23 protein-coding genes are annotated in these 26,896 nt (G+C 59.9%); 9 read left to right on the forward strand and 14 right to left on the reverse strand.

Annotated elements, in window-relative coordinates; genetic code table 11:
* Window positions 1-75 precede the first annotated feature (75 nt).
* From ACP7BN_RS05500 to ACP7BN_RS05515, 4 genes are all read right to left on the reverse strand, one after another.
* Entirely contained in the window at window positions 76-543 is a 468-nt protein-coding gene (locus ACP7BN_RS05500) for a preQ0 transporter (protein ID WP_426202290.1), read from the reverse strand.
* Between the two features lie 337 nt (window positions 544-880).
* On the reverse strand, window positions 881-1,090 hold the full coding sequence (locus tag ACP7BN_RS05505; protein WP_420647770.1) for a DUF1289 domain-containing protein: 210 nt from the start codon (window positions 1,088-1,090) through the stop codon (window positions 881-883).
* Entirely contained in the window at window positions 1,087-1,611 is a 525-nt protein-coding gene (locus tag ACP7BN_RS05510) for a gamma carbonic anhydrase family protein (protein WP_007944857.1), read from the reverse strand. The genes ACP7BN_RS05505 and ACP7BN_RS05510 overlap by 4 nt, the downstream gene beginning before the upstream one ends.
* 27 nt (window positions 1,612-1,638) lie before the next feature.
* Window positions 1,639-2,238, reverse strand: coding sequence for a CoA pyrophosphatase (locus tag ACP7BN_RS05515; RefSeq protein WP_426202292.1), 600 nt, complete (start codon window positions 2,236-2,238; stop codon window positions 1,639-1,641).
* 147 nt (window positions 2,239-2,385) lie between these two features.
* Here ACP7BN_RS05515 and ACP7BN_RS05520 point away from each other — a divergent pair, with 147 nt between their 5' ends.
* From ACP7BN_RS05520 to ACP7BN_RS05555, 8 genes are all read left to right on the forward strand, one after another.
* Window positions 2,386-2,937 carry an NUDIX hydrolase gene (locus tag ACP7BN_RS05520; RefSeq protein WP_426202294.1) on the forward strand — a complete coding sequence of 184 codons (552 nt, stop codon included), beginning with the start codon at window positions 2,386-2,388 and terminating at the stop codon, window positions 2,935-2,937.
* A gap of 102 nt (window positions 2,938-3,039) precedes the next feature.
* Window positions 3,040-3,555: a L,D-transpeptidase family protein gene (locus tag ACP7BN_RS05525; protein WP_426202296.1), complete on the forward strand. Its 516-nt coding sequence runs from the start codon at window positions 3,040-3,042 to the stop codon at window positions 3,553-3,555.
* 283 nt (window positions 3,556-3,838) lie between these two features.
* Window positions 3,839-4,570 (forward strand): GntR family transcriptional regulator, encoded by a 732-nt coding sequence (locus ACP7BN_RS05530; RefSeq protein ID WP_420647765.1) that lies wholly within the window; start codon window positions 3,839-3,841, stop codon window positions 4,568-4,570.
* Window positions 4,571-4,600: 30 nt separating this feature from the next.
* Window positions 4,601-5,707 carry an N-acetylglucosamine-6-phosphate deacetylase gene (gene nagA, locus ACP7BN_RS05535; RefSeq protein WP_426202298.1) on the forward strand — a complete coding sequence of 369 codons (1,107 nt, stop codon included), beginning with the start codon at window positions 4,601-4,603 and terminating at the stop codon, window positions 5,705-5,707.
* Window positions 5,688-6,710 (forward strand): SIS domain-containing protein, encoded by a 1,023-nt coding sequence (locus ACP7BN_RS05540; RefSeq protein ID WP_420647763.1) that lies wholly within the window; start codon window positions 5,688-5,690, stop codon window positions 6,708-6,710. Before nagA ends, ACP7BN_RS05540 begins: the two co-directional genes overlap by 20 nt.
* A 36-nt stretch (window positions 6,711-6,746) precedes the next feature.
* On the forward strand, window positions 6,747-9,263 hold the full coding sequence (gene ptsP, locus ACP7BN_RS05545) for a phosphoenolpyruvate--protein phosphotransferase (RefSeq protein ID WP_426202300.1): 2,517 nt from the start codon (window positions 6,747-6,749) through the stop codon (window positions 9,261-9,263).
* A 23-nt stretch (window positions 9,264-9,286) separates the two neighbouring features.
* Window positions 9,287-11,008, forward strand: coding sequence for an N-acetylglucosamine-specific PTS transporter subunit IIBC (gene nagE, locus ACP7BN_RS05550; protein WP_426202302.1), 1,722 nt, complete (start codon window positions 9,287-9,289; stop codon window positions 11,006-11,008).
* A 317-nt stretch (window positions 11,009-11,325) separates the two neighbouring features.
* On the forward strand, window positions 11,326-11,598 hold the full coding sequence (locus ACP7BN_RS05555) for an EF-hand domain-containing protein (protein WP_426202304.1): 273 nt from the start codon (window positions 11,326-11,328) through the stop codon (window positions 11,596-11,598).
* A gap of 604 nt (window positions 11,599-12,202) precedes the next feature.
* Here the strand turns inward: ACP7BN_RS05555 and ACP7BN_RS05560 are convergent.
* Window positions 12,203-12,514: an NGG1p interacting factor NIF3 gene (locus ACP7BN_RS05560; protein ID WP_426202306.1), complete on the reverse strand. Its 312-nt coding sequence runs from the start codon at window positions 12,512-12,514 to the stop codon at window positions 12,203-12,205.
* 5 nt (window positions 12,515-12,519) lie between these two features.
* Window positions 12,520-16,416: a phosphoribosylformylglycinamidine synthase gene (gene purL / locus ACP7BN_RS05565; RefSeq protein ID WP_426202308.1), complete on the reverse strand. Its 3,897-nt coding sequence runs from the start codon at window positions 16,414-16,416 to the stop codon at window positions 12,520-12,522.
* 285 nt (window positions 16,417-16,701) lie between these two features.
* Here purL and mltF point away from each other — a divergent pair, with 285 nt between their 5' ends.
* A complete protein-coding gene (mltF, locus tag ACP7BN_RS05570; RefSeq protein WP_426202310.1) occupies window positions 16,702-18,162 on the forward strand; it encodes a membrane-bound lytic murein transglycosylase MltF in 1,461 nt (486 codons plus the stop codon).
* A gap of 103 nt (window positions 18,163-18,265) precedes the next feature.
* Here mltF and pdxJ read toward each other — a convergent pair whose 3' ends face one another.
* The 8 genes from pdxJ to lptF form a co-directional block, all read right to left on the reverse strand.
* Window positions 18,266-19,012, reverse strand: a complete 747-nt coding sequence (gene pdxJ / locus ACP7BN_RS05575) for a pyridoxine 5'-phosphate synthase (protein WP_426202312.1) — start codon at window positions 19,010-19,012, stop codon at window positions 18,266-18,268.
* A 47-nt stretch (window positions 19,013-19,059) separates the two neighbouring features.
* Window positions 19,060-19,749, reverse strand: a complete 690-nt coding sequence (gene recO / locus ACP7BN_RS05580; RefSeq protein WP_426202314.1) for a DNA repair protein RecO — start codon at window positions 19,747-19,749, stop codon at window positions 19,060-19,062.
* A gap of 208 nt (window positions 19,750-19,957) precedes the next feature.
* A complete protein-coding gene (gene era / locus ACP7BN_RS05585) occupies window positions 19,958-20,860 on the reverse strand; it encodes a GTPase Era (RefSeq protein ID WP_020799458.1) in 903 nt (300 codons plus the stop codon).
* Window positions 20,853-21,542, reverse strand: a complete 690-nt coding sequence (gene rnc, locus ACP7BN_RS05590; protein ID WP_420647756.1) for a ribonuclease III — start codon at window positions 21,540-21,542, stop codon at window positions 20,853-20,855. The genes era and rnc overlap by 8 nt, the downstream gene beginning before the upstream one ends.
* A gap of 182 nt (window positions 21,543-21,724) precedes the next feature.
* Complete coding sequence (lepB, locus tag ACP7BN_RS05595; protein WP_426202318.1) at window positions 21,725-22,579, reverse strand: signal peptidase I; 855 nt, start codon at window positions 22,577-22,579, stop codon at window positions 21,725-21,727.
* A 5-nt stretch (window positions 22,580-22,584) separates the two neighbouring features.
* Window positions 22,585-24,384: a translation elongation factor 4 gene (gene lepA / locus ACP7BN_RS05600; protein WP_402814531.1), complete on the reverse strand. Its 1,800-nt coding sequence runs from the start codon at window positions 24,382-24,384 to the stop codon at window positions 22,585-22,587.
* A 173-nt stretch (window positions 24,385-24,557) separates the two neighbouring features.
* Entirely contained in the window at window positions 24,558-25,619 is a 1,062-nt protein-coding gene (lptG, locus tag ACP7BN_RS05605) for an LPS export ABC transporter permease LptG (RefSeq protein ID WP_426202320.1), read from the reverse strand.
* Window positions 25,612-26,733: an LPS export ABC transporter permease LptF gene (lptF, locus tag ACP7BN_RS05610; RefSeq protein WP_426202322.1), complete on the reverse strand. Its 1,122-nt coding sequence runs from the start codon at window positions 26,731-26,733 to the stop codon at window positions 25,612-25,614. Before lptF ends, lptG begins: the two co-directional genes overlap by 8 nt.
* Window positions 26,734-26,896 lie beyond the last annotated feature (163 nt).

Raw genomic sequence — 26,896 nt, forward strand, 5'->3', positions numbered from 1 at the left:
TCGAGGAAAGCGACGCCATGCGCGCTTTCCAGAGGGAGAAAGCGCGGCATTTTACATGAACCGCGAGGTTTGGCTTCAGCCAGCGACAGCCTGTTTGCGCTCGCGCCAGGCCATGATCAGCCAGACGGCGGTGACGCCGGCAAATTTCGAGACCAGCGCGGTGATGATCACCGGCGGGGTCAGCAAGTCGATCATGCCGAAGAAGATGAAAGTGTCGAGAGGGATGCTCAGTGCCGAACTTATCCACAAGCGATCACGCAGGGGCCGTTTAGTGATGCTGAACACCAGCCAGTCGATGCACTCGGAGACCGCGAACGCCGTCGCGCTGGCCAGTGCGATGGATGGATCGGAGGTGATGTAAGACAGCACCAATGCCGCCAACATGGCAATGATTGCGCCGTGGCCGAAGCGGGTTTGCACCATGTCGCGCAGCACGAACACCAGACCACCCCAGGCCGACCAGATGATGTCCAGGTGGGGCGCGGTGGAAAAGGCGAAGTTGATCAGCACGACGCTGCTGATGTAAGCGATCAGGAAGAGCATGGAGGTGGCCTTGGAATTTGGCGCACAGGTTACTGGAGCGGTAGATCAAGAGCTACCCCCTCACCCCAGCCCTCTCCCTCAGGGAGAGGGGGAAAGGGAGCCGATCTCCAATGGTTTTAAAATCTGAGTTCGACTCGATAATTCAGGTCGATGTAGCTCAAGAGTACTACTCGGTCAGTCCCATCCCCTCCGGGAAAGGGGGAAGGGAGCCGATCTCCATTGGTTTTAAAATCTGAGTTCGACTCGATAATTCAGGTCGATGTAGCTCAAGAGTACTACTCGGTCAGTCCCCTCTCCCCCGGGAGAGGGTTAGGGTGAGGGGCCACTCCAGAGCCGATCACAACTTCGAGGGCAACATCCAGACTAACCCACTCGCCTTCGCCCGCTCATGACACAACCCCAGCACCACACGCCGCTCGTCATTGCTCATCCGGCTCCAGCGCGTGATCTCTTCAACCGAACGCTGGCACCCCGTGCAGATATCGTCATCGTCCAGCGCACAAATATTCACGCAGGGCGACGCCACCGGCCGTTCAACCGTATTCATTCTTCCTGCTCAACCAGATCGCGCGCATACCGTTGCGAGTTATGCACATAGTGCGCGGCGCTGGCTTCGAGCATCTTCTTCTGCTGCTCGGTCAGTTCGCGCACAACCTTGCCCGGCGACCCCATCACCAGCGAGCCATCGGGAATTTCCTTGCCTTCGCCGATCAGCGAGTTGGCGCCGATGATGCAGTTCTTGCCGATCTTTGCGCCGTTGAGGATTACAGCGTTGATGCCGATCAGGCTGTAGTCGCCAACCGTACAGCCGTGGAGCATGGCGTTATGGCCGATGGTCACGCCGGTGCCAATGGTCAGCGGGTAGCCCATGTCGGTGTGCATCACCGTGCCGTCCTGAACGTTGCTGTTCTTGCCGATCAGGATCAGCTCGTTGTCGCCACGCAGTACCGCGTTGAACCAGACGTTGGCGCCCTCTTCCAGTTTGACCTTGCCTACCAGCACGGCATTGGGCGCAACCCAGCTCTGCGGATGGGTCTCGACACGGGCGTCGCCCAAGCGGTATTTCATCTTGTTTTCCTCAGGCTCACGGTGGTTTCAACTGTTGATAAAGGTTTTCGGCGGTTGATGCAGGCTGATCTTCGCGTCATAGAGCAGGTTGATCAATTCGACGATCATGATCGCCGTCAGTCCCCAGATCTTGTATTCGCCATAGCGGTAACTCGGGACATACCAACTGCGCCCCTGATAATCGATGCGATGGGTGTGTTCGCGCGGGTCCTTGCGAAAGAACTCCAGCGGCACGCTGAACACTGCAGCGATCTCGGCATCGTTGGGTCGGTACTCGACGAAATCGGGAATCACCCCGACGTAAGGCGTGACTCTGATCCCATGCAATGAGATCAGCGGACTCAGCGGGCCGATCACTTCCACCAGCCCCGGCGGCAGGCCGATTTCTTCTTCGGCTTCGCGCAGCGCGGTGAAGATCAGATCGGGGTCTTCGGGGTCGCGGCGTCCGCCCGGAAAAGCCACTTCACCACCATGGGTCGAGAGCCCGCTGGCGCGCAGGGTGAGCACCAGTTCCGGTTCGTCACTGCGAGTAATCGGCACCAGGACGGCGGCCTCGGGGAAACGTTTGTCGGTCTCCAGCGTGCGCGGCGTGTGATTGCTTACCCGGTGCAGTAGCTCGTCCAGCATAAGTGTTCTCGATCTGTGCCTTACCCGGCATCATGCACCAATCATTGCGAGCGCCCAAGCCCCGAACAGAGGGCATGTCGCTAAATGGCAACTTGCCGACTGCCACCGCTGCACGCCAAGATAGGCCGAGCATTCAGGAACCCCAGCATGAAATTTTGCAGCCAGTGTGGCAACCCGGTGACCCAGCGCATTCCCGAAGGCGATTCGCGGCTGCGCTTTGTCTGTGACAGCTGTCAGACCATTCACTATCAGAACCCCAACATCGTCGCCGGTTGCGTCGCGACCTGGGGCAAAAAAGTGTTGTTATGCCGGCGCGCCATCGAGCCACGACTTGGTTACTGGACGCTGCCGGCCGGTTTCATGGAGAACGGTGAGACCATCGAACAGGCCGCCATCCGCGAAACCGCCGAAGAAGCCTGCGCCCGGGTGCGCAATCTGAGCATTTACACGCTGATCGACGTGCCGCACATCAGTCAGGTGCATGTGTTCTTCCGCGCCGAACTGGCGGATCCGGACTTCTCTGCCGGCCCCGAGAGTCTTGAAGTGCAATTGTTCGACGAAGCGGACATTCCATGGGACGAGCTGGCTTTCCGCACGGTGGGTCGTACCTTAGAATGCTTCTTCGCTGATCGGCGTGCCGAGGAGTATCCGGTACGTTCGGAGTCGATCCCGCCGCTCGCGCAGCCAGCCATCACTTGATTTCAGCAGCGACCGGCCGATAACCAGCCAGCGCAGCCCGCGACAGCGCCTGCATGACATCTATAAATAAAGTATCTGCTTCACTTCTGGGGAATCGTTTCAATGCGCTGGTTGCTTGCCCTGTTCTGCCTGTCGTTCGTCACCGTCTCCCAAGCGTCATTCGTGACCACTGTGACGCCTTCGAACACCCCGTTCATCGAGAAGGTCCTGGTGCTCAAATCGGCGCATCAACTGCAGTTGATTACCGACGGCAAGCCGCTGAAGACCTATCGCATTTCCCTCGGCAAGGGTGCGAAAAAAGGTCCGAAACTGATTGAAGGCGATAAACGCACACCGGAAGGTTTCTATTGGATCGACTGGCGCAAGACCAGCGAAAAATTCAACCTGTCGATGCACATTTCTTATCCCAACATCAGCGACTCGGCCCGCGCCCGTCGCGAAGGTGTCGAGCCTGGCGGGATGATCATGATCCACGGCACACCGGATTCCGAAGAGAATCCCGAGGATCTGTTCCATACCCTCGACTGGACCGACGGCTGCATCGCCATGCGCAACGTCGACATGCGTGAAGTGTGGAATCTGGTGCCGGACGGCACGATGATCGAGATTCGCCCATAAATACCGACCACTGGTCACCCGCAAAAAAATAAATCAAAAGATCGCAGCCTTCGGCAGCTTCTACAGGGGTGATACCACTCTCAACTGTAGGAGCTGCCGAAGGCTGCGATCTTTTGCTTTTTCAAGCCCACCTCTAATACCACTTAAGACCAACCACCTTAAAACCCGCCATTTTATTGGGCTACAGGCAAATTCCCCACGTTGACATGGTATTCAAGTGGTATTAATTTCCGCCCCACAAGCGAGCCACAACAATCCAATACTCGCGCCGGAAATGCCCTACATGAACGACTTCCACGCCCTACGCCCCGACGACTCCCAGCCGACGCCGCTGTACCTGCAACTGGCGCGCAATCTGGAAGCGGCGATCCATGCCGGCCAGTGGAAATCCGAACAGGCGATGCCGTCCGAGCGCAATCTCAGCGAGCAACTCGGCATCTCCCGAGTCACCGCACGCAAAGCCCTGGAAGTCCTGCTCGATCAAGGTCTGATTCGTCGTCTGCAAGGTTCCGGTACCTTCATCACCCCGCGTCTGGAGCAACCGCTCTCGCGCCTTTCAGGTTTCAGCGAGATGCTGCGGCTCAAGGGTTTCGTGCCGAGTTCGCAGTGGCTGGAGCGCGAAATCACCCTGCCGACCCACGAAGAACTGATCCGCCTGAGCCTGTCGCCGAACGACAAAGTGGCGCGCATGAAACGCCTGCGCAAAGCCGACGACACCGTCATGGCGATCGAGATGAGTACCCTGCCCGCCTCGATCATGCCCAAGCCGCAAGTGGTCGGCGACTCCCTCTACGAATACCTCGACAGCATCGGCAAACCGATCGTGCGCGCCTTGCAGCACATTCAGGCGATCAACGCCTCGGACGAATTCGCAGCGCTGGTCGGCATCGCCCCCGGCACCGCCATGTTGCTGATGACCCGGGTCGGCTACCTCGAAGACAACACGCCCATCGAAGTCACCGACACCTATTGCCGCAACGATTACTACGACTTTGTTGCAGAGCTGCGCCGATAAGCGCTGCGCAGATAACAGCGAGAACCGATCATGTCCGAAGACAACATCCTCACCGCCCATGGCTGGGTTCGCGGCCGGCTGATTCACGCACACGGCAAAGTCGTGTCGATCGAAGGCGTGCCTTGCGATCCGGCGGATAACGACCTGCCGTATCTGCTGCCGGGCTTCATCGATCTGCACGTCCACGGCGGTGGCGGCAAAGACATCATGGAAGGCGCCAGCGCGTTCAAGACCATTACCAGGACCCACGTGCGTTTTGGCACCACGTCACTGCTGGCCACCACCATGACCGCGCCGAGCGCCGAGATTTCCAGCGTCCTGAAAGAGGTCGGCGAATTCTGCGAACAGCGCCCGAAAGGCAGTGCCCGCGTGCTCGGGGTGCACCTGGAAGGCCCGTACATCAACCCCGGCAAACTCGGGGCGCAACCGAATTTCGCGCACACCGCGCTGATGGCCGAAGTCGAAGAATATCTGGCGCTGGCGCCGATCCGGGTGATCACCATCGCCCCGGAAATTGCCGGGCATGACGCGTTGATTCGCGAACTGAGCAGCCGTGGCATCCGCATGCAGATCGGCCACACCCTCGGCAGTTACGAAGAAGGCGTTGCCGCGCTGGAAGCAGGCGCCACCAGCTTCACCCATTTGTACAACGCCATGAGCCCGCTGCATCACCGCGAGCCGGGAATTGTCGGCGCGGCGCTGGCGCACGCCAAGTTTGCCGAGCTGATTCCAGACTTGCTGCACGTGCACCCCGGCGCCATCCGCGTGGCCCTGCGCTCAATCCCGTGCCTGTATTGCGTGACCGATTCGACCGCCGCCGCCGGAATGCCCGATGGCGAGTACAAGCTCGGCAGCCACACCGTGACCAAATGCCTGGGCGGCGTACGCCTGCCGGACGGCACGCTGGCCGGTAGCACCCTGACCATGGATCAGGCACTGCGCAATCTGGTGAAGATCGGCTTGCCGATTGCCGAGGCTTCGCAACGTCTTTCGCAATTCCCCGCCGACTACCTCGGCATCACCGAACGCGGGCGCCTCGAACCGGGTGCCTGGGCCGACTGCGTGCGGCTGGATCGCTCACTCACACTGACCGCCGTCATGGTCGAAGGAGAAGACATTGACTTCAAAAATGCTTGAAGAGGCGCTGTCCTCGTTCGAGGCCGTGCAAGCCCAACTGCAACAGCTCGACCCGCAACTGATCGAGATCGCCGGACGCCTGCGCCGCCAGCCACCGCAAGTGGCAATGACCGTCGCCCGTGGCAGCTCCGACCATGCGGCGAGCTACTTCGCCTACCTGACCATGCAACAGCTTGGTGTGCCGGTCGCATCGTTGCCGATGTCGGTGGTGACCATGCAGCAGGCGCCGCTGAAGGTCAGCGGTCAGGCAGTGTTTGCCTTTTCGCAGTCGGGGCAGAGTCCGGATCTGGTCAACAGCCTGCGTCTGCTGCGCAAGCGTGGCGCGCTCAGCATCGCCATGGTCAACGCCGACGCGTCGCCCTTGGAAGCCGCGTGCGAATTCAGCGTGCCGCTGCTCGCAGGTGTTGAAAGCAGCGTCGCCGCGACCAAGAGTTTCATCGCCACCCTCAGTGCCAGCGCCCGTTTGATCGCGCACTGGAAAGAGGACAGCGAATTGCTGGAGGCGCATAACGCACTGCCTGAAGGTCTGCGCGATGCGGCGCAACAAGATTGGAGCGTGGCGATTGAAGCGCTGCGTGATTGCGAACGCTTGATGGTGATCGGGCGTGGCGCCGGCTTCGCCATCGCTCAGGAAGCAGCATTGAAGTTCAAGGAAACCTCGGCAATCCAGGCCGAAGCCTTCAGCAGCGCCGAAGTCCGTCACGGCCCGATGGCCCTGATCGACGAGCACTACCCGCTGCTGGTGTTCGCGCCACGCGGTGCCGAGCAGGCGGGTCTGCTCAGTCTGGCGGCCGAGATGCGCCAACGCGGCGCGCGTGTGTTGCTAGCGGCACCGGATGACGTACTTGAACGCGACCTGACGCTGACTCGTGCCGAACACCCGGCCCTTGATCCGATTCTGGCAATCCAGAGCTTCTACGTGATGGCCGCAGGTCTCGCAGTAGCCCGTGGCATGGACCCGGATCAGCCACGGCACCTGAGCAAAGTCACGCGTACGCACTGAGTCCGAACCACACCGTTTTCCTGATGAGACCGAGCCATGCAAAACAACAACAATAAAGAGCTGACCCTCAGCGCCCCGCTCAGCGGCCCGGTGCTGACGCTGGGCAAAGTCCCGGACGCGGTGTTCGCCAGTGGCGCGATGGGCGACGGTATTGCCATCGATCCGCTGAATGACACGCTGCATGCACCCTGCGCTGGCGTGGTGATTCACGTCGCCCGCACCGGCCATGCGCTGACCCTACGCGCCGACAATGGCGCGGAAATTCTCCTGCATCTGGGCCTCGATACCGTCGAATTACAGGGCGATGGGTTCACGGTGCTGGTCAAGGAAGGCGCGCGGGTGAGCAATGGCCAGCCGTTGTTGCGCTATGACCTGGACAAGGTCGGCCAGCAATGCAAAAGCCTGATCAGCTTGTTGATACTGACTAACGGCGAGCGTTTTCAGGCGCGGCCGATCACCTTGAAAACCGTGAAAGTCGGCGAGCCATTACTGCACATCGTGTCGCGAGAAAACACATCAGTAAATGCCGACGTATCGGATGGGCCAGAGGCGAAAGGACAGGTGCGAATCGCCCATCGCGGCGGTCTGCATGCGCGTCCGGCGGCGCTGATCCGTCAGACGGCACAAGGTTTCAGCAGCCAGTCACAACTGCACTTCGCCGGCAAATCCGCGCCGTGCACCAGCCTGATCGGTTTGATGGGGCTGGCGATTGGTGAACAGGATGAAGTGCAGGTCAGCTGTCAGGGGCCGGATGCCGAGGCGGCTTTGCAGGCGTTGCTCTCGGCACTGGCGACCGCCCTCCCCGACGATCATCACGCCGATGCTCCGGTCAGTGTCGCTACGAACAAACGTCCAGCCGAAGCGGGTGTGCTGCACGGCGTGTGCGCCGCGCCGGGATTGGTCGGCGGGCCGCTGTTTCGCTTGCACGCGATCAAACTTCCGAGCGATGCCGGTGGCAATGATCCGGTGCAACAAAAGCAAGCGCTCGACCTCGCACTGAAGCAAGTGCGCAGCGATATCGACGCAACCCTGAACCAGGCACAGAAACACAGAAACACCGACGAAGAAGCGATCTTCGCCGCGCATCTGGCACTGCTGGAAGACCCCGCACTGCTCGACGCCGCATTCCAGTCCATCGAACAGGGCAGCGCCGCGACTCACGCCTGGAGCCAATCCATCGACGTGCAATGCGAGGTGCTGCTGAACACCGGCAGCGCACTGTTGGCCGAACGCGCCAACGACCTGCGCGACCTCAAGCAACGCGTACTTCGCGCTCTGCTCGGCGAGGCCTGGCATTACCAAGTGCCGGCCGGCGCGATCGTCGCAGCGCACGAACTGACCCCGTCGGATTTGCTGCAACTCAGCGCGCAAGGCGTCGCCGGGTTGTGCATGGCCGAGGGTGGCGCGACTTCGCATGTGGCGATCCTCGCTCGCGGCAAAGGCCTGCCGTGCATGGTCGCTCTGGGTTCGTCGCTGCTCGATCAGGCACAAGGCCAATCGGTGGTACTCGACGCCGATGGCGGACGCCTCGAATTGGCCCCAAGTGCCGAGCGTCTTGCCGAAGTCCAGCAAGCGCAAATCGACCGGCAACAACGCCGCGCCGCACAACAGACTCAAGCACATCTGCCAGCAGAAACGCGCAACGGCGTGCACATCGAAGTCGTCGCGAATGTCGCCTCCAGCCATGAAGCAGCGGACGCCTTCGCCAATGGCGCCGATGGCGTCGGCCTGCTGCGCACCGAATTTCTGTTTGTCGACCGCCAGACCGCGCCCGACGAAAACGAGCAACGCGCCGCTTATCAAGCCGTGCTCGATGCGATGGGCGACAAGTCAGTGATCATCCGCACCATCGACGTCGGCGGCGACAAGCAACTCGACTACCTGCCGCTGCCGGTCGAAGCCAACCCGGTACTCGGTCTGCGCGGGATTCGTCTGGCTCAGGCGCGTCCGGAAATTCTTGATCAGCAACTGCGCGCGCTGCTGCAAGTCAGCCCGTTGCAGCGCTGCCGGATCCTGTTGCCAATGGTCACTGAAGTCGACGAACTGCTGCACATCCGCCAGCGCGTCGATCAGTTGTGCGTTGAACTGGGCATCAGCCAACGCCCGGAAATCGGCGTGATGATCGAAGTGCCGGCCGCCGCGTTGCAGGCCGAGCAACTGGCCGAACACGCGGACTTTCTGTCGATTGGCACCAACGATCTGTCGCAATACACCCTGGCGATGGATCGCGACCACGCCGGTTTGGCCGCGCGCGTCGATGCGTTGCACCCGGCGTTGCTGCGCCTGATCGCCATGACCTGCGCAGGCGCGGCGGTTCACAAGCGCTGGGTTGGCGTGTGTGGCGCATTAGCCTCGGATCCGCTGGCGACGCCAGTGTTGATCGGCCTCGGCGTCAGTGAACTGTCGGTGAGCCCGGTGCAGATCGGCGAGATCAAGGATCGCGTGCGCCAGTTGCACCAAGCCGAATGCCAGCGCCTCAGCCACGACTTGCTCAAGCTGAGCAGCGCCGCTGCGGTGCGTCACGCCTGTCATCAACATTGGCCTCTGCGCTAACAAAAACAACAAGGACCCACGCCATGTACCAACTCTTTATCGAAGGCCTGCAACGCCTCGGCCGTGCGCTGATGCTGCCGATTGCGATCCTGCCCATCGCCGGCCTGCTGTTGCGCCTGGGCGACACTGACCTGCTGAACATCGCGATCATCCACGACGCCGGTCAGGTGATCTTCGCCAATCTGGCGATGATCTTCGCCATCGGCATCGCCGTCGGTTTCGCCAAGGACAACAACGGCACGGCGGGTCTGGCCGGGGTCATCGGATATCTGGTGATGATCTCGACGCTCAAGGTGCTCGACGCGAGCATCAACATGGGCATGCTCGCCGGGATCGTCAGCGGCCTGATGGCCGGCGCGCTGTACAACCGCTTCAAGGACATCAAGCTACCGGAGTATCTGGCGTTCTTCGGTGGACGGCGTTTCGTGCCGATTGTCACCGGATTCGCAGCGGTGGGTCTGGGCGTAGTGTTCGGCTACATCTGGCCGCCGATCCAGCACGGCATCAACAGCTTCGGCACCCTGATGATGGAAAGCGGCAGCATCGGCGCGTTCGTGTTCGGCGTGTTCAACCGCCTGCTGATCGTCACCGGCCTGCACCACATCCTCAACAACATGGCGTGGTTCGTGTTCGGCAACTTCACCGACCCGACCACCGGCGCTTTGGTGACGGGCGATCTGTCGCGCTACTTCGCCGGCGATCCGAAGGGCGGCCAGTTCATGACCGGCATGTTCCCGATGATGATCTTCGGCCTGCCCGCCGCGTGCCTGGCGATGTATCGCAACGCGCTGCCAGAACGGCGCAAAGTGATGGGCGGGATCTTCCTGTCGATGGCGTTGACCTCGTTCTTGACCGGGGTGACCGAGCCAATCGAATTCGCCTTCATGTTCCTCGCACCGCTGCTGTATCTGCTGCATGCGCTGCTGACCGGGTTGTCGATGGCCATCACCAACGCACTGAACATCCATTTGGGCTTCACCTTTTCCGGTGGCTTCATCGACATGGTGCTGGGTTGGGGTCGCTCGACCAATGGCTGGCTGGTGATTCCGGTCGGGCTGGCTTACGCCGTCATCTACTACGTGGTGTTTGATTTCTGCATTCGTCGTTTCAATCTGAAAACGCCGGGGCGTGAGGATGTAGCGACTGCGGAGAAAGTCGTGTTCGCTGAAAACGAACGCGCCGGGGCGTATATCAAGGCATTGGGTGGCGCTGAGAATCTCGTGACTGTTGGCGCGTGCACCACGCGGCTGCGGCTGGAAATGGTAGATCGCAACAAGGCTTCGGATGCAGAGCTGAAAGCGCTGGGCGCGATGGCTGTGGTGCGACCGGGCAAGGGCGGGAGTTTGCAGGTGGTGGTCGGGCCGCTGGCGGACAGCATTGCCGATGAGATTCGCCTGGCGATGCCGGCGCTGGGACGTGCGGTGGTGGCTGCGCCTGTTGCTGCTGTCGTTGAAACTGCTTCGAAGCCTGCCGCCGTGGCAGCGACAGAAGCACAGCAATGGCTGAATGCGCTGGGTGGTGGCGGGAATGTGCTGCAGCTGAATTGCATTGCCATGAGCCGGATTCGCTTGCAGTTGGCCGATGGCAAAGGGTTGTCTGAGGCTCGGTTGAAAGAGCTGGGTTGTCAGGGTGTCAGTCAGCTTGAGGGTGGAGTTTGGCATTTGCTGGTTGGCGACAAAGCGCCGAGTTTGAGTGGCGCGTTGGAGGCATTGGTGAATCGTGGTGAGGTGGGCGCGAGGGTATAAATAATCGTTGGCTGGTCGGGCCTCATCGCCAGCAGGCTGGCTCCCACAATTGGAATTGGGAGCATTCAGTCAAAGATTGGTCGGCTGTCAGACCGCTATCGCTGGCAAGCCAGCTCCCACAGTTTGATGTGTGTACCGCCCCCAAGGCGCAAGCTGTCCCACTGAACAGGATAAGCGTTAGCCTGGGAGCAGTTCTTGATCTTGCATCGCCGTCAACTGTCAGATCTGACAGTTGACGGCAAACCCACCCGCCCTTAGTTTCGTCCTGACAGGGCGTACTTCAAACGTAGCCGTCGCCTTACTGATTCTTCATTCAAATGAAGCAAAGCGAGGTTGCCATGGGAAAGTCAGCAAAAACCAAATCACTTGAAAGCAAATTGACGGCTGCACAAGTTGAGCGCGCGAAAGACGACTTCAAACGCTATGACGCAAACGGCGATGGCACGTTAAGTACAAGTGAGTTCAGGAAAGCCCTTGAGCCCTATCTCACGCCAGAAGACCTGAAGGCGCTGATGAAGGAAGTGAATCCCAACGCCGACGGCAAGATCAGTTGGACAGAGTTTCTTGAAGATTACGTCAGGGATCTGTGATCTGGGCGGCAAGCGAGAATAGTGAGCCTCCGAGTACCGAGGCCACGCCATCTGATGTGAGTGCAGGTAGCGCCGACGTGAAATATCGAGGTGAATTCAAATTCTGAAAAACACCCAAATCCGCCCCAGCTTCTGCCCCACCACCACTCAACAGGATGAGCGTTAGCTCGGCAGCAGCTCTTGATCTACAGCGCCCCGTCGGCAGGCTTCGTTCCGGGATTCATCCGGGGGTGGGCGCGCAGCGCCGTTCGACGCAGTCGAACACATCGAGAGGAGGTGCAGCGCAGCAAACCGGAGGCGATGCCCCCGGATGGATCCCGGAGCGAAGGAACCCCGAGCTTTAGCGAGCGGGCCGAACCTTGGGGCACAGCGTTTTGGTTACTTTTGGGCGTCTGCAAAAGTGACTCGCCGTAAGGGCGAAACCGCCAGCCGCAGCCCCCAAAAAAACGGATATTCACCCAGTCAGCCAGAACATGGTCGCCTGTCAGGGCGCCATCGCTGGCAAGCCAGCTCCCACAGTGAAATGAGGTCGCCCGCCAAATCGCAGGCAACAAAAAACCCGCAGACAATCACTCATCTGCGGGTTTCTTGTAATAAGCGGCTATCAGATATCTTCCAGCCGCCACACTTCATAAGCCGGCGTCTCATACGGATGACTAAGCCTCAACGCAGCCACAACAGCCACAATCAACTCATCCGCCACAACAAGCTCAACCTTCCACTCTTCAACCACTTCAACCTGACCCACTTCCCCGATAAACGGCTGACTCCCGTCCAACGCACGAAATTGGCCTTGCCCCAGCACCTGCCAGGCACAGCTGTCGTAGTCACCGATGCGCCCACCGCCAGCAGCGAAGACGGCGGTTTTCACCGTCTCCACGTGGCTGTCAGGGACAAAGAAGGCAAGCTTGTACACGAGCCTTAGTTCACCCAGACGCGAGCATTACGGAACATACGCATCCACGGTGCGTCTTCGTTCCAGTCTTCCGAACGCCACGAGTTCTGCACTGCGCGGAACACCCGCTCCGGGTGCGGCATCATGATCGTCACGCGGCCGTCGCGGCTGGTCAGGCCGGTGATCCCGCGCGGCGAGCCGTTCGGGTTAGCCGGGTACTTTTCGGTGACCTTGCCGTGGTTGTCGACGAAACGCATCGCTACGCAACCGGACAGATCGGCTTCCAGCAGTGCTTCTTCGCTGGAGAACTCGGCATGCCCTTCACCGTGTGCGATAGCGATCGGCATACGCGAACCGGCCATGCCTTGCAGGAAGATCGAGTTCGATTCCTGAACCTGAACCATCGCCACGCGCGCTTCGAACTGCTCGGAGCGGTTACGCACGAAGTGCGGCCAGAACTCGCTGCCCGGGATCAGTTCGTGCAAGTTGGACATCATCTGGCAACCGTTGCACACGCCGAGGGTGAAGCTGTCGTTACGCTCGAAGAAACCCTGGAAAGCGTCACGGGCACGGCTGTTGAACAGTGCCGACTTGGCCCAGCCTTCACCGGCACCGAGTACGTCGCCGTAGGAGAAACCGCCGCACGCCACCAGACCTTTGAACTCGTTCAGGTCGACACGGCCAGCGAGAATGTCGCTCATGTGCACGTCGATCGCGTTGAAACCGGCGCGGTCGAACGCTGCGGCCATTTCCACCTGACCGTTGACGCCCTGCTCACGCAGCACGGCAACCTGTGGGCGGATGCCTTTCTTGATGTAAGGCGCGGCGATGTCCTGGTTGACGTCGAAGCTGAGTTTGACGCTCAGGCCCGGGTTGTCTTCTTCCAGCAGCACGTCGAACTCTTGCTCGGCGCACTCGACGTTGTCACGCAGACGCTGGATCTGGTAGCTGGTTTCAGCCCAGGTGCGTTGCAGCAGACGACGCTGACCTTCGAATACGGTGTCGCCATTGAAGGTAATGTTGATCTGGCCGTTGTTCATCGGCTGACCGATCACCGATACGCAGTCGCCGAGACCTGCCGCGCTGAACTGCGCGAGGATATCCGGCGTCGCGTCCTGACGAACCTGAATCACAGCGCCCAGTTCTTCGTTGAACAGGATCGCGGCGATGTCGGCAGACGTTTCGGCCAGACCATCGAGGTTCAGGCTCAGACCGCAGTGGCCGGCGAAAGCCATTTCCACGGTGCTGGTCAACAGACCACCGTCGGAACGGTCGTGGTAAGCCAGCAGATGACCGTCGGCGTTCAGGCCCTGGATCACAGCGAAGAAGGCTTTGAGGTCTTCGGCATCATCGACATCCGGCGCTTGCGAACCGAGCTTGCCGTGCACCTGAGCGAGAATCGAAGCGCCCATGCGGTTCTGACCACGACCGAGGTCGATCAGAATCAGGTCGGTGGTGCCCTTGTCCATGCGCAGTTCCGGCGTCAGGGTCTGACGGATGTCAGCCACGGGCGCAAAACCGGTCACGATCAGCGACATCGGCGAAGTCACGGTCTTGTCGACGCCTTCGTCGTTCCAGCGTGTGGCCATGGACATCGAGTCCTTGCCCACCGGAATGGTGATGCCCAGCTCCGGGCACAGCTCCATGCCGACCGCTTTGACGGTGTCGTACAGACGCGCGTCTTCACCCGGGTGACCGGCGGCGGACATCCAGTTCGCCGACAGTTTGATGTCGGAGATCTTGTTGATGCGCGAAGCGGCAATGTTGGTCAGGGTTTCGCCAATGGCCATGCGGCCCGACGCCGGAGCGTCGAGCAGAGCCAGCGGAGTACGCTCGCCCATGGCCATGGCTTCACCGGTGTAAACGTCGAAACTGGTAGCGGTCACGGCAACGTCTGCCACCGGAACCTGCCACGGGCCGACCATTTGGTCACGGGCCACAAGGCCGGTGATGGTGCGGTCGCCGATGGTGATCAGGAAACTTTTGCTGGCCACGGCCGGGTGATGCAGCACGCGCTCGATGCATTCGCCGATGTCGAGAGTGCTAGGGTCGAAATCATCGCCCAACTCAGCTTCGCGAACCACCGAACGGTGCATGCGCGGCGCCTTGCCCAGCAATACTTCCAGCGGCATGTCCACCGGGTCGTTGCCGAAGTGGCTGTCGGTGACAGTCAGTTGCGGCTCGGCAGTGGCCTCGCCGACTACGGCAAACGGGCAACGCTCACGTTCGCAGATCGCCTGGAAGCGCTCGAAGTCTTCAGGACCGACGGCCAGAACATAACGTTCCTGGGATTCGTTGCTCCAGATTTCGTGCGGGGCCATGCCCGGCTCGTCGTTTGGAATGTTGCGCAGTTCGAAACGGCCACCGCGGTCGCCGTCGTTGACCAGTTCCGGGAAGGCGTTGGACAGACCGCCCGCCCCCACGTCGTGGATGAAGCTGATCGGGTTCTTGTCGCCCAACTGCCAGCAGCGGTCGATAACTTCCTGGCAGCGACGCTCCATCTCAGGGTTTTCACGCTGAACGGAGGCGAAGTCCAGATCCGCCGAGCTGGTGCCGGTGGCCATCGACGAGGCAGCACCGCCACCCAGACCGATCAGCATCGCCGGTCCGCCAAGTACAATCAGCTTGGAGCCGACAACGATCTCGCCTTTCTTGACGTGTTCTTCACGGATGTTGCCCATGCCGCCGGCCAACATGATCGGCTTGTGGTAACCGCGAACTTCGTCACCGTGCGGGGTGCTGATCGACTGTTCGAAGGTACGGAAGTAGCCGGTCAGGGCCGGACGCCCGAATTCGTTGTTGAACGCAGCGCCGCCGAGCGGGCCTTCGATCATGATGTCCAGCGCGGTAACGATGCGCTCAGGCTTGCCGTACGGCACTTCCCACGGCTGTTCGAAGCCCGGAATTTGCAGGTTGGATACGGTGAAACCGGTCAGGCCGGCCTTCGGCTTGGCGCCGCGACCGGTTGCACCTTCGTCACGAATCTCGCCGCCGGAACCGGTGGCTGCACCCGGGAACGGGGCAATCGCGGTCGGGTGGTTGTGGGTTTCAACCTTCATCAGGATGTGCACCGGCTCCTGCACCGCGCCGTACTGGCGGGTTTCAGGATTCGGGAAGAAGCGGCCGGCAACGTTGCCGACGATCACCGAAGCGTTGTCCTTATAAGCCGACAGAACGCCTTCGCTGTGCATGACGTAGGTGTTCTTGATCATGCCGAACAGGCTTTTTTCCTGGCTCTGGCCGTCGATGTCCCAACTGGCGTTGAAGATCTTGTGACGGCAGTGCTCGGAGTTGGCCTGGGCGAACATCATCAGTTCGATGTCGTGCGGATTGCGCTTGAGACCGGTGAAGGCGTTGATCAAATAGTCGATCTCGTCTTCAGCCAAAGCCAGACCCAGCTCGGTGTTGGCTTTCTCCAGCGCGGCGCGACCGCCGCCGAGGATGTCGATCGCGGTCAGCGGCTTCGGCTCGGCGTGGCTGAACAGGCCGGCAGCCTGCTCAAGGTTGCCGAGGACGATTTGCGTCATGCGGTCATGCAATACATCGGCAATCTGCTGGGCTTCGGCGTCGCTGAACTGACCGGCAACGTAGAACGCGATACCGCGCTCGAGACGCTGGATCTTGCTCAGGCCGCAGTTGCGAGCGATGTCGCTGGCCTTGCTCGACCACGGCGAGATGGTGCCGAAACGCGGCAACACCAGGAACAGGCGGCCGGTCGGCTCTTGAACCGGAACACTTGGACCGTACTTCAGAAGGCGCGCAAGCACCTGCTGTTCGTCGCCGGTCAGGACGCCGGTGACTTCGGCGAAGTGGGCGAATTCAGCATACAAGCCGCTGACAGCCGAAACCTTCTGGCTCAGTTGCTCAAGGAGTTTGCTGTGGCGAAAGGCAGAAAGGGCAGGAGCGCCGCGCAGGATCAACATCTTCGGGACAGCCTCGGGAAGGGGTGTGCTTTGAGGCCGTGCATTCTAGCCTAAACCGCCCTCAACATCACCCGAAACGCTACGCACGGTTGCACTCGGATGTCGATCTGTGTTTCTGCCTCGCGGGTCAGATTTATCGAGCGTATGCGGGCGGCTTATTTTTGTTGTAACAAAACGCCCTGAAGGCCCATTTACGCGGGGTTTTTGCCGGTTTTGTGATCGCTAGCAGACCTGCCCTGCGCTGTCGAGATATGGCGCCCGTTGTCCTTTGCGTATACTGCGCACATGTTTTCCCCAACGGCTTTGCGTCCGCGGTACGCCAAATGGCTGATCGCTACCGGACTCTTCCTGATGCTCAGTGGCTGTGTTGATAAACCCAACACACTTGAGCGCGTAAAGGAGGATGGCGTGCTGCGGGTCATTACCCGAAACAGCCCCGCCACCTACTTTCAGGATCGCAGCGGCGAAACCGGCTTCGAATACGAGCTGGTGAAGCGCTTCGCCGACGATTTGGGGGTCGAGCTGAAGATCGAAACTGCAGACAACCTCGACGACCTGTTCAACCAGATCGGCAAACCCAACGGCCCGGTACTGGCCGCCGCCGGACTGGTCAGCAGCGAGCAGCGCAAACAGCAGGTACGGTTTTCCCACTCCTACCTTGAAGTCACCCCACAGATCATCTACCGCAACGGTCAATCACGCCCGACCGATGCAGGCGATCTGGTCGGCAAGAAGATCATGGTGCTCAAGGGCAGTACCCACGCCGAGCAACTGGCCGAGCTGAAACTGAAAAATCCGGCGATCGAATACGAAGAGTCTGACGCGGTTGAAGTAGTTGATCTGCTGCGCATGGTTGATGAAGGACAGATCGACCTGACGCTGGTCGACTCCAACGAAGTGGCAATGAATCAGGTGTACTTCACCAATATCCGCGTGGCCTTCGACCTTGGCGACGCGCGCAGTCAGAGCTGGGCAGTCGGCCCCGGCGAAGACAACAGCCTGCTCAACGAGATCAACAGCTATCTGGACAAGGTGCAGAAGAACGGCACCCTGCAACGCCTGAAAGACCGTTACTACGGTCACGTCGATGTCCTCGGCTATATGGGCGCCACCACCTTCGCCCAACATTTGCAGCAGCGCCTGCCCAAGTACGAACAGCACTTCAAAGCCTACGCCAAGAAAGAGAAAGTCGATTGGCGTCTGCTCGCCGCTATCGGCTATCAGGAATCACTGTGGCAACCGGCAGTCACGTCGAAGACCGGCGTGCGCGGTCTGATGATGCTCACCCAGAACACCGCGCAGGCGATGGGCGTGTCGAACCGCCTCGATCCGAAGCAGAGCATCATGGGCGGTGCGAAGTACCTGGCTTATATGAAGGATCAGCTCGACGATTCGATTCAGGAACCGGATCGCACGTGGTTCGCGCTAGCAGCCTACAACGTCGGCAGCGGTCATCTGGATGACGCGCGCAAACTGGCGACCAAGGAAGGCTTGAATCCGGACAAGTGGCTGGACGTGAAGAAAATGCTCCCACGTCTGTCGCAGAAGCAGTGGTACAGCAAAACCCGCTATGGCTACGCCCGGGGCGGCGAGCCGGTACATTTCGTAGCGAACATCCGTCGCTACTACGACATCCTGACCTGGGTGACCCAGCCGCAGCTTGAAGGCGATCAAGTGGCCGAGGGCAACTTGCACGTACCGGCGATCGACAAGTCCAAGCCCGCCCAAGAACCCGCCCCGCTCTGATTTTCGCTGTCTCACAGGACGCCATCGCGGGCAAGCCACGCTCCCACAGTGATCACCGAACCTGTGGGAGCGTGGCTTGCCCGCGATGGAAGCGCCGCCGATATCAGCCTTTCAACGCGGCAGCCAGAATCAACGCTTTCATTTCAGCAACAGCAGACTTGAAGCCCACAAACAACGCATGCGCCACCAGCGCATGGCCAATGTTCAATTCGTTGATACCCTTGATCGCCGCCACGGCTTCAACGTTGTGATAGTGCAAACCGTGGCCAGCGTTAACGATCAAACCCTGAGCCAGACCAAACGCCACACCGTCCGCCACACGCTTCAATTCTTCAGCCACTTCGGTCGGCGTTTCAGCATCGGCGTAACGCCCGGTGTGCAGCTCGATGGCCGGCGCACCAACGCGTTTCGACGCGGCAATCTGACGCTCGTCAGCATCGATGAACAGCGACACTTCGCTGCCGATCTTCGACAAGCGCTCGACTGCCGCCCTGATTCGCTCTTCCTGCCCCGCTACATCCAGACCACCTTCAGTCGTCAGTTCCTGACGGGTTTCAGGCACCAGGCAGATGTGCGCCGGACGGATACGCTCGGCGAACGCCATCATTTCTTCGGTGACGCCCATTTCGAAGTTCATACGGGTTTGCAGTACATCCTTGAGCAGCAACACATCGCGCTCCTGGATGTGGCGGCGATCTTCACGCAGATGCACGGTGATGCCATCGGCGCCCGCCTCTTCCGCGTCCAGCGCAGCCTTGACCGGATCCGGATAGCGCGTGCCACGGGCCTGACGCAGGGTGGCGACGTGGTCGATGTTCACGCCAAGAAGAATGCGATTGCTGGTGGTCACGGATGCGCTCCTGAATTGAGAGATTCGGCGCACAGCATACGGTGAGATCAGGGCTTGCGAAACAGCTCGCGACTGACGAGCGGACGACCGCCCAGGTGAACGGCCAATGCCTGACGCATCAAGCGCTTGGCGGCGGACAGTGCGCCGGGGGCCGACCAGTCGGCCTCGGCCATGGCCAGCAGTTCTGTGCCGTTGAACAGGCCCGGCTGCAACAGGTAGACTCGCTCAAGTCCGGCGTCGACTTGTAAGCGATAGAGACCGTCCGCAGCGACGAGTTCGCCGTGAATATCGGTGTTCAGCGAGAAGCCATATCCGAGGTCATCCAGCAGACGCCACTCGAAGGAACGCAGCAGCGGCTCCAGCGGCCGACCTTCGGCCAAGGCCAGTAATGTCGCAGCGTAGTGATCGAACACCGACGGCAACGGATCCTCAGCCGGCAGCAGGCGGATCAGCAGTTCGTTGAGATACAAACCGCTGAACAATGCCTCACCGACCAGCCAGGTCGGCGTGCCGACCCCTTCCATGCGCCCGACATTCTTCAATTCACCCTTGCCACGAAATTCGACTTCCAGCGGCACGAACGGCCGCGCCATCGTCCCGGCCTTGCCCCGCGCACTGCGCAGCACCGCCCGCAGCCGACCTTGCGGCGTGAGGAAATCCACCAAGGCGCTGGTTTCGCGGTAGGCGCGACTGTGCAGAACGTATGCAGGCTGCGCGGGAGGTGGGGTTGAGGACATCGGTAGTCCGAATCTCTAGGAGATGTTTCTGCAGGAACCAATCCATTGTGGCGAGGGAGCTTGCTCCCGCTGGGTTGCGAAGCAGCCCTAAGATCAGCGATAGAAATCGGTCAGACATACCGCGCTGCCTGACTTTACGACTGCTCCGCAGCCGAGCGGGAGCAAGCTCCCTCGCCACAGAAGCCCGCCCCCACAGTGAAACCGAGGTTTACAGGTCGCCGTAACCCAGCGAACGCAGTGCGCGCTCGTCATCGGACCAGCCGCCCTTCACCTTGACCCACAGGTTGAGCATGATCTTGGAGTCGAACAGCAGCTCCATGTCCTTGCGCGCTTCGGTGCCGATGCGTTTGATGCGCTCGCCCTTGTCGCCAATGATGATTTTCTTCTGGCCGTCACGCTCAACCAGGATCAGCGCGTGGATGTGCAGCGTCTTGCCCTGCTGCTTGAACTCTTCGATTTCCACGGTGATCTGGTACGGCAGCTCGGCGCCCAACTGACGCATGATTTTCTCGCGTACCAGTTCGGCGGCGAGGAAACGGCTGCTGCGGTCGGTGATCTGGTCTTCCGGGAAGAAGTGATCGTTTTCCGGCAGGTGGTCGGCGATGACCTTTTCCAGCGCGTCGAGGTTGTGCCCGTGCTGCGCCGAAATCGGAATGATCTGCGCGTTCGGCAGCTGTTCCTGCAACCACGACAAGTGCGGCATCAGCTCGGCTTTGTCTTCGATGCGGTCGGTCTTGTTCAGCGCGACGATCAGCGGGCCGGTCACGTACTGCACGCGCTCCAGGACCATCTGGTCTTCATCGGTCCACTTGGTGCGGTCGACCACGAAGATCACCACGTCGACGTCTTTCAACGCCGCCGAAGCAGTCTTGTTCATGTAACGGTTGAGCGCCTTTTCGCCACCCTTGTGCATGCCCGGGGTGTCGACGTAGATCGCTTGCACATCACCTTCGGTCTTGATCCCGAGCATGTTGTGGCGAGTGGTCTGCGGCTTGCGCGAAGTGATCGCGAGCTTCTGACCAAGGATATGGTTCAGCAGCGTGGACTTGCCCACGTTGGGACGGCCGACGATGGCAACATAGCCACAGCGAGTTGCGTTTGTATCAGTCATTGCCATTCTCCACACCCAGGGCAATCAGTGCTGCGGCGGCCGCTACCTGTTCGGCAATACGACGACTCACACCCTGACCTCGGCTTTTTTCATTCAATAGGACAACTTCGCACTCGACGAAGAACGTACGGCAGTGCGGCTCGCCCTGGATATCCACCACTTCGTAACGTGGCAGGTCGCAACCGCGCGATTGCAGAAATTCCTGCAAACGGGTTTTCGGATCCTTGTTGGTATCGACCAGCGTCAGGCCTTCAAATTCGCCGGCCAGCCAGGCCAGAACGCGTTCACGCGCCATGTCCATGCCAGCGTCGAGATAGATTGCACCGATCAACGCTTCGAGGGCATCGGCCAGAATCGATTCGCGACGGAAACCACCGCTTTTCAATTCGCCGGAACCCAGACGCAGGTACTCGCCCAGATCGAAACCGCGAGCCAGTACAGCCAACGTCTCACCTTTCACCAGGCGCGCACGCAATCGCGACAACTGGCCTTCGCGGGCCAGCGGGAAGCGGTCGAACAAGGCTTCACCGGCGACAAAGTTGAGAATCGCATCGCCGAGGAATTCCAGACGCTCGTTGTTGCGTCCGGCAAAGCTGCGATGCGTAAGGGCCAGGACCATCAGTTCCTGATCCTTGAAGGTGTAACCGAGCTGGCGCTCGAGACGGCTTAGAGAAACGCTCACGGTTTACCCACGCTGAGTTCGTGGCTGGATTCCACCGCCATCGCCGGGATACGGCGCAGCCTTGGGACAATTAACGCTGTGTTCAAAAATAATGTCCTGAATATCGTGGCTTCATGCCTTGGAGCCGATTATGTCGACGCCAGAAATGCATTCGGCGCTGTGTTCAACAGCGCCGTGTGTGATTACTTGATCAGGCCGACCCGCGAGAAATTCGGCAGGTGGCTGAGTTTCGGTTCCGGCCAGCTCATCCAGACCGCGAAGGCCTTGCCGACGATATTCTGGTCGGGAACCATGCCCAACAGATCCTTGGGAATGTTCGGGTCATCCCAGTAACGACTGTCGTTCGAGTTGTCGCGGTTGTCGCCCATCATGAAGTAGTGCCCGGCGGGCACGGTCCAAGAACGGTCCGGGGTAGCGCGATAACGGCTCATTTCCTTGCGGATCAGGTGCTCGGCTTCGCCAAGTTTTTCCTTATAGAGCTCTGCGCTGCCCAGCGTGCCCGGCTCGGAGCCAACCAGTTGCTCGGCAATCGACTGACCGTTGACGAACAAATGCTTGTCAGCAGTGTAGCGAATCGTGTCGCCCGGCAGGCCGACCACACGCTTGATGTAGTTGACGTTCGGGTCGCTCGGATAGCGGAACACCATCACATCGCCGCGCTGCGGATCACCGACTTCGATGATTTTCTTGTCGATCACCGGCAGGCGGATCCCGTAAGAAAACTTGTTCACCAAGATGAAGTCGCCAACGTCCAGGGTCGGTTTCATCGAACCCGACGGAATCTGGAACGGCTCCACCAGAAACGAACGCAATACCAACACGATGAACAGCACCGGAAAGAACGACTTGCCGTATTCGACCAGCAGCGGTTCCTTGTTCAGCTTCTCGACCACCACCACATCAGGCTGGCTGACGCTGCCCTGATAAGAGGCAATCGCCGAACGCCGACGCGGTGCCAGGATCAACAGATCGAGCAACGCCAACAGGCCGCAGACGAACACGGCGATGACCAGCAACAGCGGGAAATTTAGTGACATAGGACCTAACTATCCAACCTGAGCACGGCGAGGAAGGCTTCTTGTGGAATTTCCACGTTGCCGACCTGTTTCATGCGTTTTTTACCGGCCTTCTGCTTTTCAAGCAGCTTTTTCTTACGGCTTACATCACCGCCGTAGCACTTGGCCAATACGTTCTTTCTGAGTGCCTTGACCGAAGTTCGCGCAATGATCTGCCCGCCGATGGCGGCCTGGATCGCTACGTCGAACATCTGACGAGGAATCAGTTCTTTCATCTTCTCGGTCAACTGGCGACCTTTGTAGTGCGCGTTATCCTTGTGCACGATCAACGCCAGGGCGTCGACCTTGTCACCGTTGATCAGCACATCCAGTTTCACCAGATTAGCCGACTGATAACGATCGAAATGATAGTCCAGCGAAGCATAGCCGCGACTGGTGGACTTCAGACGGTCGAAGAAGTCCAGGACCACTTCGTTCATCGGAATATCGTAAGTGACCTGCACCTGATTGCCGAGAAACAGCATGTCGTGCTGCACACCGCGTTTCTCGATGCACAGGGTGATAACGTTGCCCAAGTGCTCTTGCGGAACCAGGATGTTGGCCCGCACGATCGGTTCGCGCATGTCCTCGACAGATGAGATGTCCGGAAGCTTCGACGGGTTATCAACGTAAATCGTTTCACCGGTTTTCAGCAGCAATTCGAAGATTACTGTTGGCGCCGTGGTGATCAGGTCCAGGTCGTACTCGCGCTCGAGGCGCTCCTGGATGATTTCCATGTGCAGCATGCCGAGGAAGCCGCAACGGAAGCCGAAGCCCAGGGCGTCGGAGCTTTCCGGGGTGTACTGCAGCGACGAGTCGTTCAGGGTGAGCTTCTGCAACGCTTCGCGGAAATCCTCGAAGTCGTCGGAGCTGACCGGGAACAGACCGGCGTAAACCTGTGGCTGGATGCGTTTGAAGCCGGGCAGCACTTCAACGTCCGGGGTCGAACTCAGGGTCAGGGTGTCACCGACCGGTGCACCGTGAATGTCCTTGATGCTGGCAATGATGAAGCCCACTTCGCCGGCTTTCAGGTCAACTGTGGCAGTGTGTTTCGGGTTGAATACACCCACGCTGTCGACCAGATGGATCTTGCCGGTGGATTTCACCAGAATCTTGTCACCCTTCTTCACTCGGCCGTGGCGCACACGCACCAGGGAAACAACACCCAGGTAGTTGTCGAACCAGGAGTCGATGATCAACGCTTGCAGCGGATCTTCGATGTTGCCGGTCGGCGCAGGAATGGTGTGCACCAGACGCTCAAGCACTTCGTCGACACCCAGGCCGGTTTTGGCGCTGCAAGTGACGGCGTCGGTGGCGTCGATGCCGATGATCTTCTCGATCTCGTCCTTGACGCGATCCGGATCGGCCTGTGGCAGGTCGATCTTGTTCAGCACCGGCATGACCTCGAGGCCTTGCTCGATGGCGGTGTAGCAGTTGGCCACGGACTGGGCTTCAACGCCTTGACCAGCGTCGACCACCAGCAGCGCACCTTCACAGGCCGCCAGGGAACGGCTGACTTCGTAGGTGAAGTCAACGTGGCCCGGGGTGTCAATGAAGTTCAGCTGATACTTGATGCCGTCTTTGGCCGTGTAATACAGGGTGACGCTGTGGGCCTTGATGGTGATCCCGCGTTCACGCTCCAGATCCATGGAATCCAGTACCTGGGCTTCCATTTCGCGCTCAGCCAGGCCGCCGCACATCTGGATGAAGCGATCGGCCAGCGTCGACTTGCCATGGTCAATGTGGGCGATGATGGAGAAATTGCGGATATGACTCAAATCACTCACGGATCAACACTCAAAAAGGCTGCAGGCAAGGCCCGCCGAAAAATAGCCGGGAATTGTACCTGATACACGGCGCAAGCGTCACGTTCGCCTGTCACCCGGATTGCATGCAAAAACGCCCCGATCTGTCGACCGGGGCGTTTTCATTGGCTACAACTGTGGTGAAACCTTGTTCATCAACCGGCTCGGCGCAATAGCCAGACACCCGCCAGCGCACAGACAGCCGCCGGCACCAGCACCGCGAACAGCGGCGAGAAACCGAACACCAGGCTGGATGGGCCGAGCAAATCCTGGACGATGCGGAAGGTAAAACCTACCAGCACACCAGTGAACACGCGCTGACCAAGGGTCACCGAACGCAGGGGACCGAAGATGAACGAGATCGCCATCAGTACCAGAGCGGCGGTCACCAGCGGCTGCAACACCTTGACCCAAAACGCCAGCCAGTAGCGACCGTTGCTCAGGCCCTGCTCGGACAGATAGTGGATGTAGCCCCACAAACCGGTGATCGACAGCGACTCCGGCGCCATGACCACGGTGCTCAGCAGTTGCGGGCTGAGCGCCACGTCCCAACGCTCGACCGGCGCGTTGACCACTTCGGTGCTGCGCTCATGGAACACCGTCGTCGTGACGTCGGACAGCTGCCAGTGATCGGTATCGAACTCGGCGCGTTTGGCGAAGCTCGAACTGAGCAGATGACGCTCTTTGTCGAAGTGATAGCGGGTCACACCATACAGACGACCGTTCGGCTGTACCGAGTTGATGTGAATGAACTCCTCGCCCTGGCGGTGCCACATGCCGTGCTTGGCACTTTGCGCATCGCCGCTGCCCTGAGCCAGCGAGCGATTGGCCTGGGCCATGCTTTCAGTGGCCGGCGCAACGTATTCGCCGATCAGCACGCCAGCCAGCATCAACACCAGCATCGGCTTCATTACCGCCCAGACGATGCGCCCGATGGATACACCGGCCGCACGCATCACGGTCAGTTCGCTGCTGCTGGCCAGACTGCCGAGGCCGATCAGGCAACCGATCAGCGCGGCCATCGGCAGCATGTCGTACATGCGCCGTGGTGCGGTCAACAGCACGAAGCTCAGCACGTCGACCAAGGTGTAGGTTTCGCTGACGTCGCCCATCTCGTCGATGAACGCGAACAGGGTCGCCAAACCAAGAATGATCGCCAGCACCGCAATAATTGCGATGAAAACACTGCTGCCGATGTAGCGGTCGAGTTTAACCACGGGCCACCTCCAGCGCAGCGCTGCGGCGACTTGCCATCTTCAGCCTTAGAGGTTCCCAGTACAGCAGGGCGATACCGATGGCCAGGAAGATCGCATGCACCCACCACAAGCCAAGGGCCGGTGGGATCTTGCCCTTCTCGAGTGCGCCGCGAGCGGCAATCAGGATGGTCAGGTAAGCCATATAAAGAAGAATCGCCGGCAGCAACTTGAGGAAACGCCCTTGACGCGGGTTGACTCGCGAGAGCGGCACCGCCATCAGGGTCACGATAAATACCAGCAGCGGCAGCGACAGGCGCCATTGCAGCTCGGTTTTCGAGCGAATGTCATCACTGCCAATCAGCGACGAAGTCGGCATCGCATCGCGGTCGGTGACTTCTTCGCTGACGTCTGGCTTGGGCAGCAGCACGCCATAGGTTTCGTAATGGATCGCGCGATAATTGGCCTGGCCCGGGCTGCCGTCGTAGCGGTAGCCGTTGTCGAGGATCAGGTAGCGGTTACCGTCGGAATGGATCTCCTGACGACCCTTTTCGGCCACCAGTACGGAAATCCCGCGATCTTTTTCGTTGGCACCGAGGTTCTTCTGCGAGATGAACACACCACCGAGATTCACCCGGTCGTCACTCAGCGTTTCGGTGTAAGTCACCCGCGTACCGTCGCGCAGTGCCTGGAAGCGGCCCGGCTCAAGCGTATCGAATTCGGTCAGCGCGTCCTGCTTGTTCAGCAGCAACTGGAACTGATTGGCGCCTTGCGGGGCCAGGCTCAGACTCAGCCAGGCAACGACCAGTGCGACCAGGGTCGCCGGAAACAGGGTCATGCGAAACAGACGCTGCTGGCTCATGCCGGTGGCCGAGAGCACGGTCATTTCACTTTCCAGGTACAACCGGCCGTACGCCAGCAGGATCCCGAGAAATAGGCCCAGCGGCAGGATCAGTTGCAGGAAACCCGGCAGACGAAAGCCCATGATCAGGAACAGCGAGCCCGGATCGAGCTGGCCGGCAGCGGCCTGCGCCAGGTATTTGATGAAGCGACCGCTCATGATGATGACCAACAACACGGCGCTCACGGCGCTCAGGGTCAACAGGACTTCGCGGGAAAGATAACGGAAGACGATCAAACCAGACACTCCAGGGTTGTCAGGCTAAGGCGGCCAAACAAGCAAACATATCAGCCGGCCCGCAACGCAGAGCCGCCGAAAAAAGATGCGGCATTATCCTGTGATTGGGGTCGCCTGTCACTGCGCACACTCATCCAAGCGTGCAATCGGTTTGCAGATCGTA

This window comes from Pseudomonas sp. TWP3-1 (genome assembly GCF_049896625.1).
Taxonomy (GTDB): Bacteria; Pseudomonadota; Gammaproteobacteria; order Pseudomonadales; family Pseudomonadaceae; genus Aquipseudomonas.

Excerpts from the sequence above, each read along its gene's own strand:
- ACP7BN_RS05500 (WP_426202290.1), bottom strand. The coding sequence starts at position 543 with ATGCTCTTCCTGATCGCTTACATCAGCAGCGTCGTGCTGATCAACTTC.
- ACP7BN_RS05505 (WP_420647770.1), bottom strand. The coding sequence starts at position 1,090 with ATGAATACGGTTGAACGGCCGGTGGCGTCGCCCTGCGTGAATATTTGT.
- ACP7BN_RS05510 (WP_007944857.1), bottom strand. The coding sequence starts at position 1,611 with ATGAAATACCGCTTGGGCGACGCCCGTGTCGAGACCCATCCGCAGAGC.
- ACP7BN_RS05515 (WP_426202292.1), bottom strand. The coding sequence starts at position 2,238 with ATGCTGGACGAGCTACTGCACCGGGTAAGCAATCACACGCCGCGCACG.
- ACP7BN_RS05520 (WP_426202294.1), top strand. The coding sequence starts at position 2,386 with ATGAAATTTTGCAGCCAGTGTGGCAACCCGGTGACCCAGCGCATTCCC.
- ACP7BN_RS05525 (WP_426202296.1), top strand. The coding sequence starts at position 3,040 with ATGCGCTGGTTGCTTGCCCTGTTCTGCCTGTCGTTCGTCACCGTCTCC.
- ACP7BN_RS05530 (WP_420647765.1), top strand. The coding sequence starts at position 3,839 with ATGAACGACTTCCACGCCCTACGCCCCGACGACTCCCAGCCGACGCCG.
- nagA (WP_426202298.1), top strand. The coding sequence starts at position 4,601 with ATGTCCGAAGACAACATCCTCACCGCCCATGGCTGGGTTCGCGGCCGG.
- ptsP (WP_426202300.1), top strand. The coding sequence starts at position 6,747 with ATGCAAAACAACAACAATAAAGAGCTGACCCTCAGCGCCCCGCTCAGC.
- nagE (WP_426202302.1), top strand. The coding sequence starts at position 9,287 with ATGTACCAACTCTTTATCGAAGGCCTGCAACGCCTCGGCCGTGCGCTG.
- ACP7BN_RS05555 (WP_426202304.1), top strand. The coding sequence starts at position 11,326 with ATGAAGCAAAGCGAGGTTGCCATGGGAAAGTCAGCAAAAACCAAATCA.
- purL (WP_426202308.1), bottom strand. The coding sequence starts at position 16,416 with ATGTTGATCCTGCGCGGCGCTCCTGCCCTTTCTGCCTTTCGCCACAGC.
- mltF (WP_426202310.1), top strand. The coding sequence starts at position 16,702 with ATGTTTTCCCCAACGGCTTTGCGTCCGCGGTACGCCAAATGGCTGATC.
- recO (WP_426202314.1), bottom strand. The coding sequence starts at position 19,749 with ATGTCCTCAACCCCACCTCCCGCGCAGCCTGCATACGTTCTGCACAGT.
- era (WP_020799458.1), bottom strand. The coding sequence starts at position 20,860 with ATGACTGATACAAACGCAACTCGCTGTGGCTATGTTGCCATCGTCGGC.
- lepB (WP_426202318.1), bottom strand. The coding sequence starts at position 22,579 with ATGTCACTAAATTTCCCGCTGTTGCTGGTCATCGCCGTGTTCGTCTGC.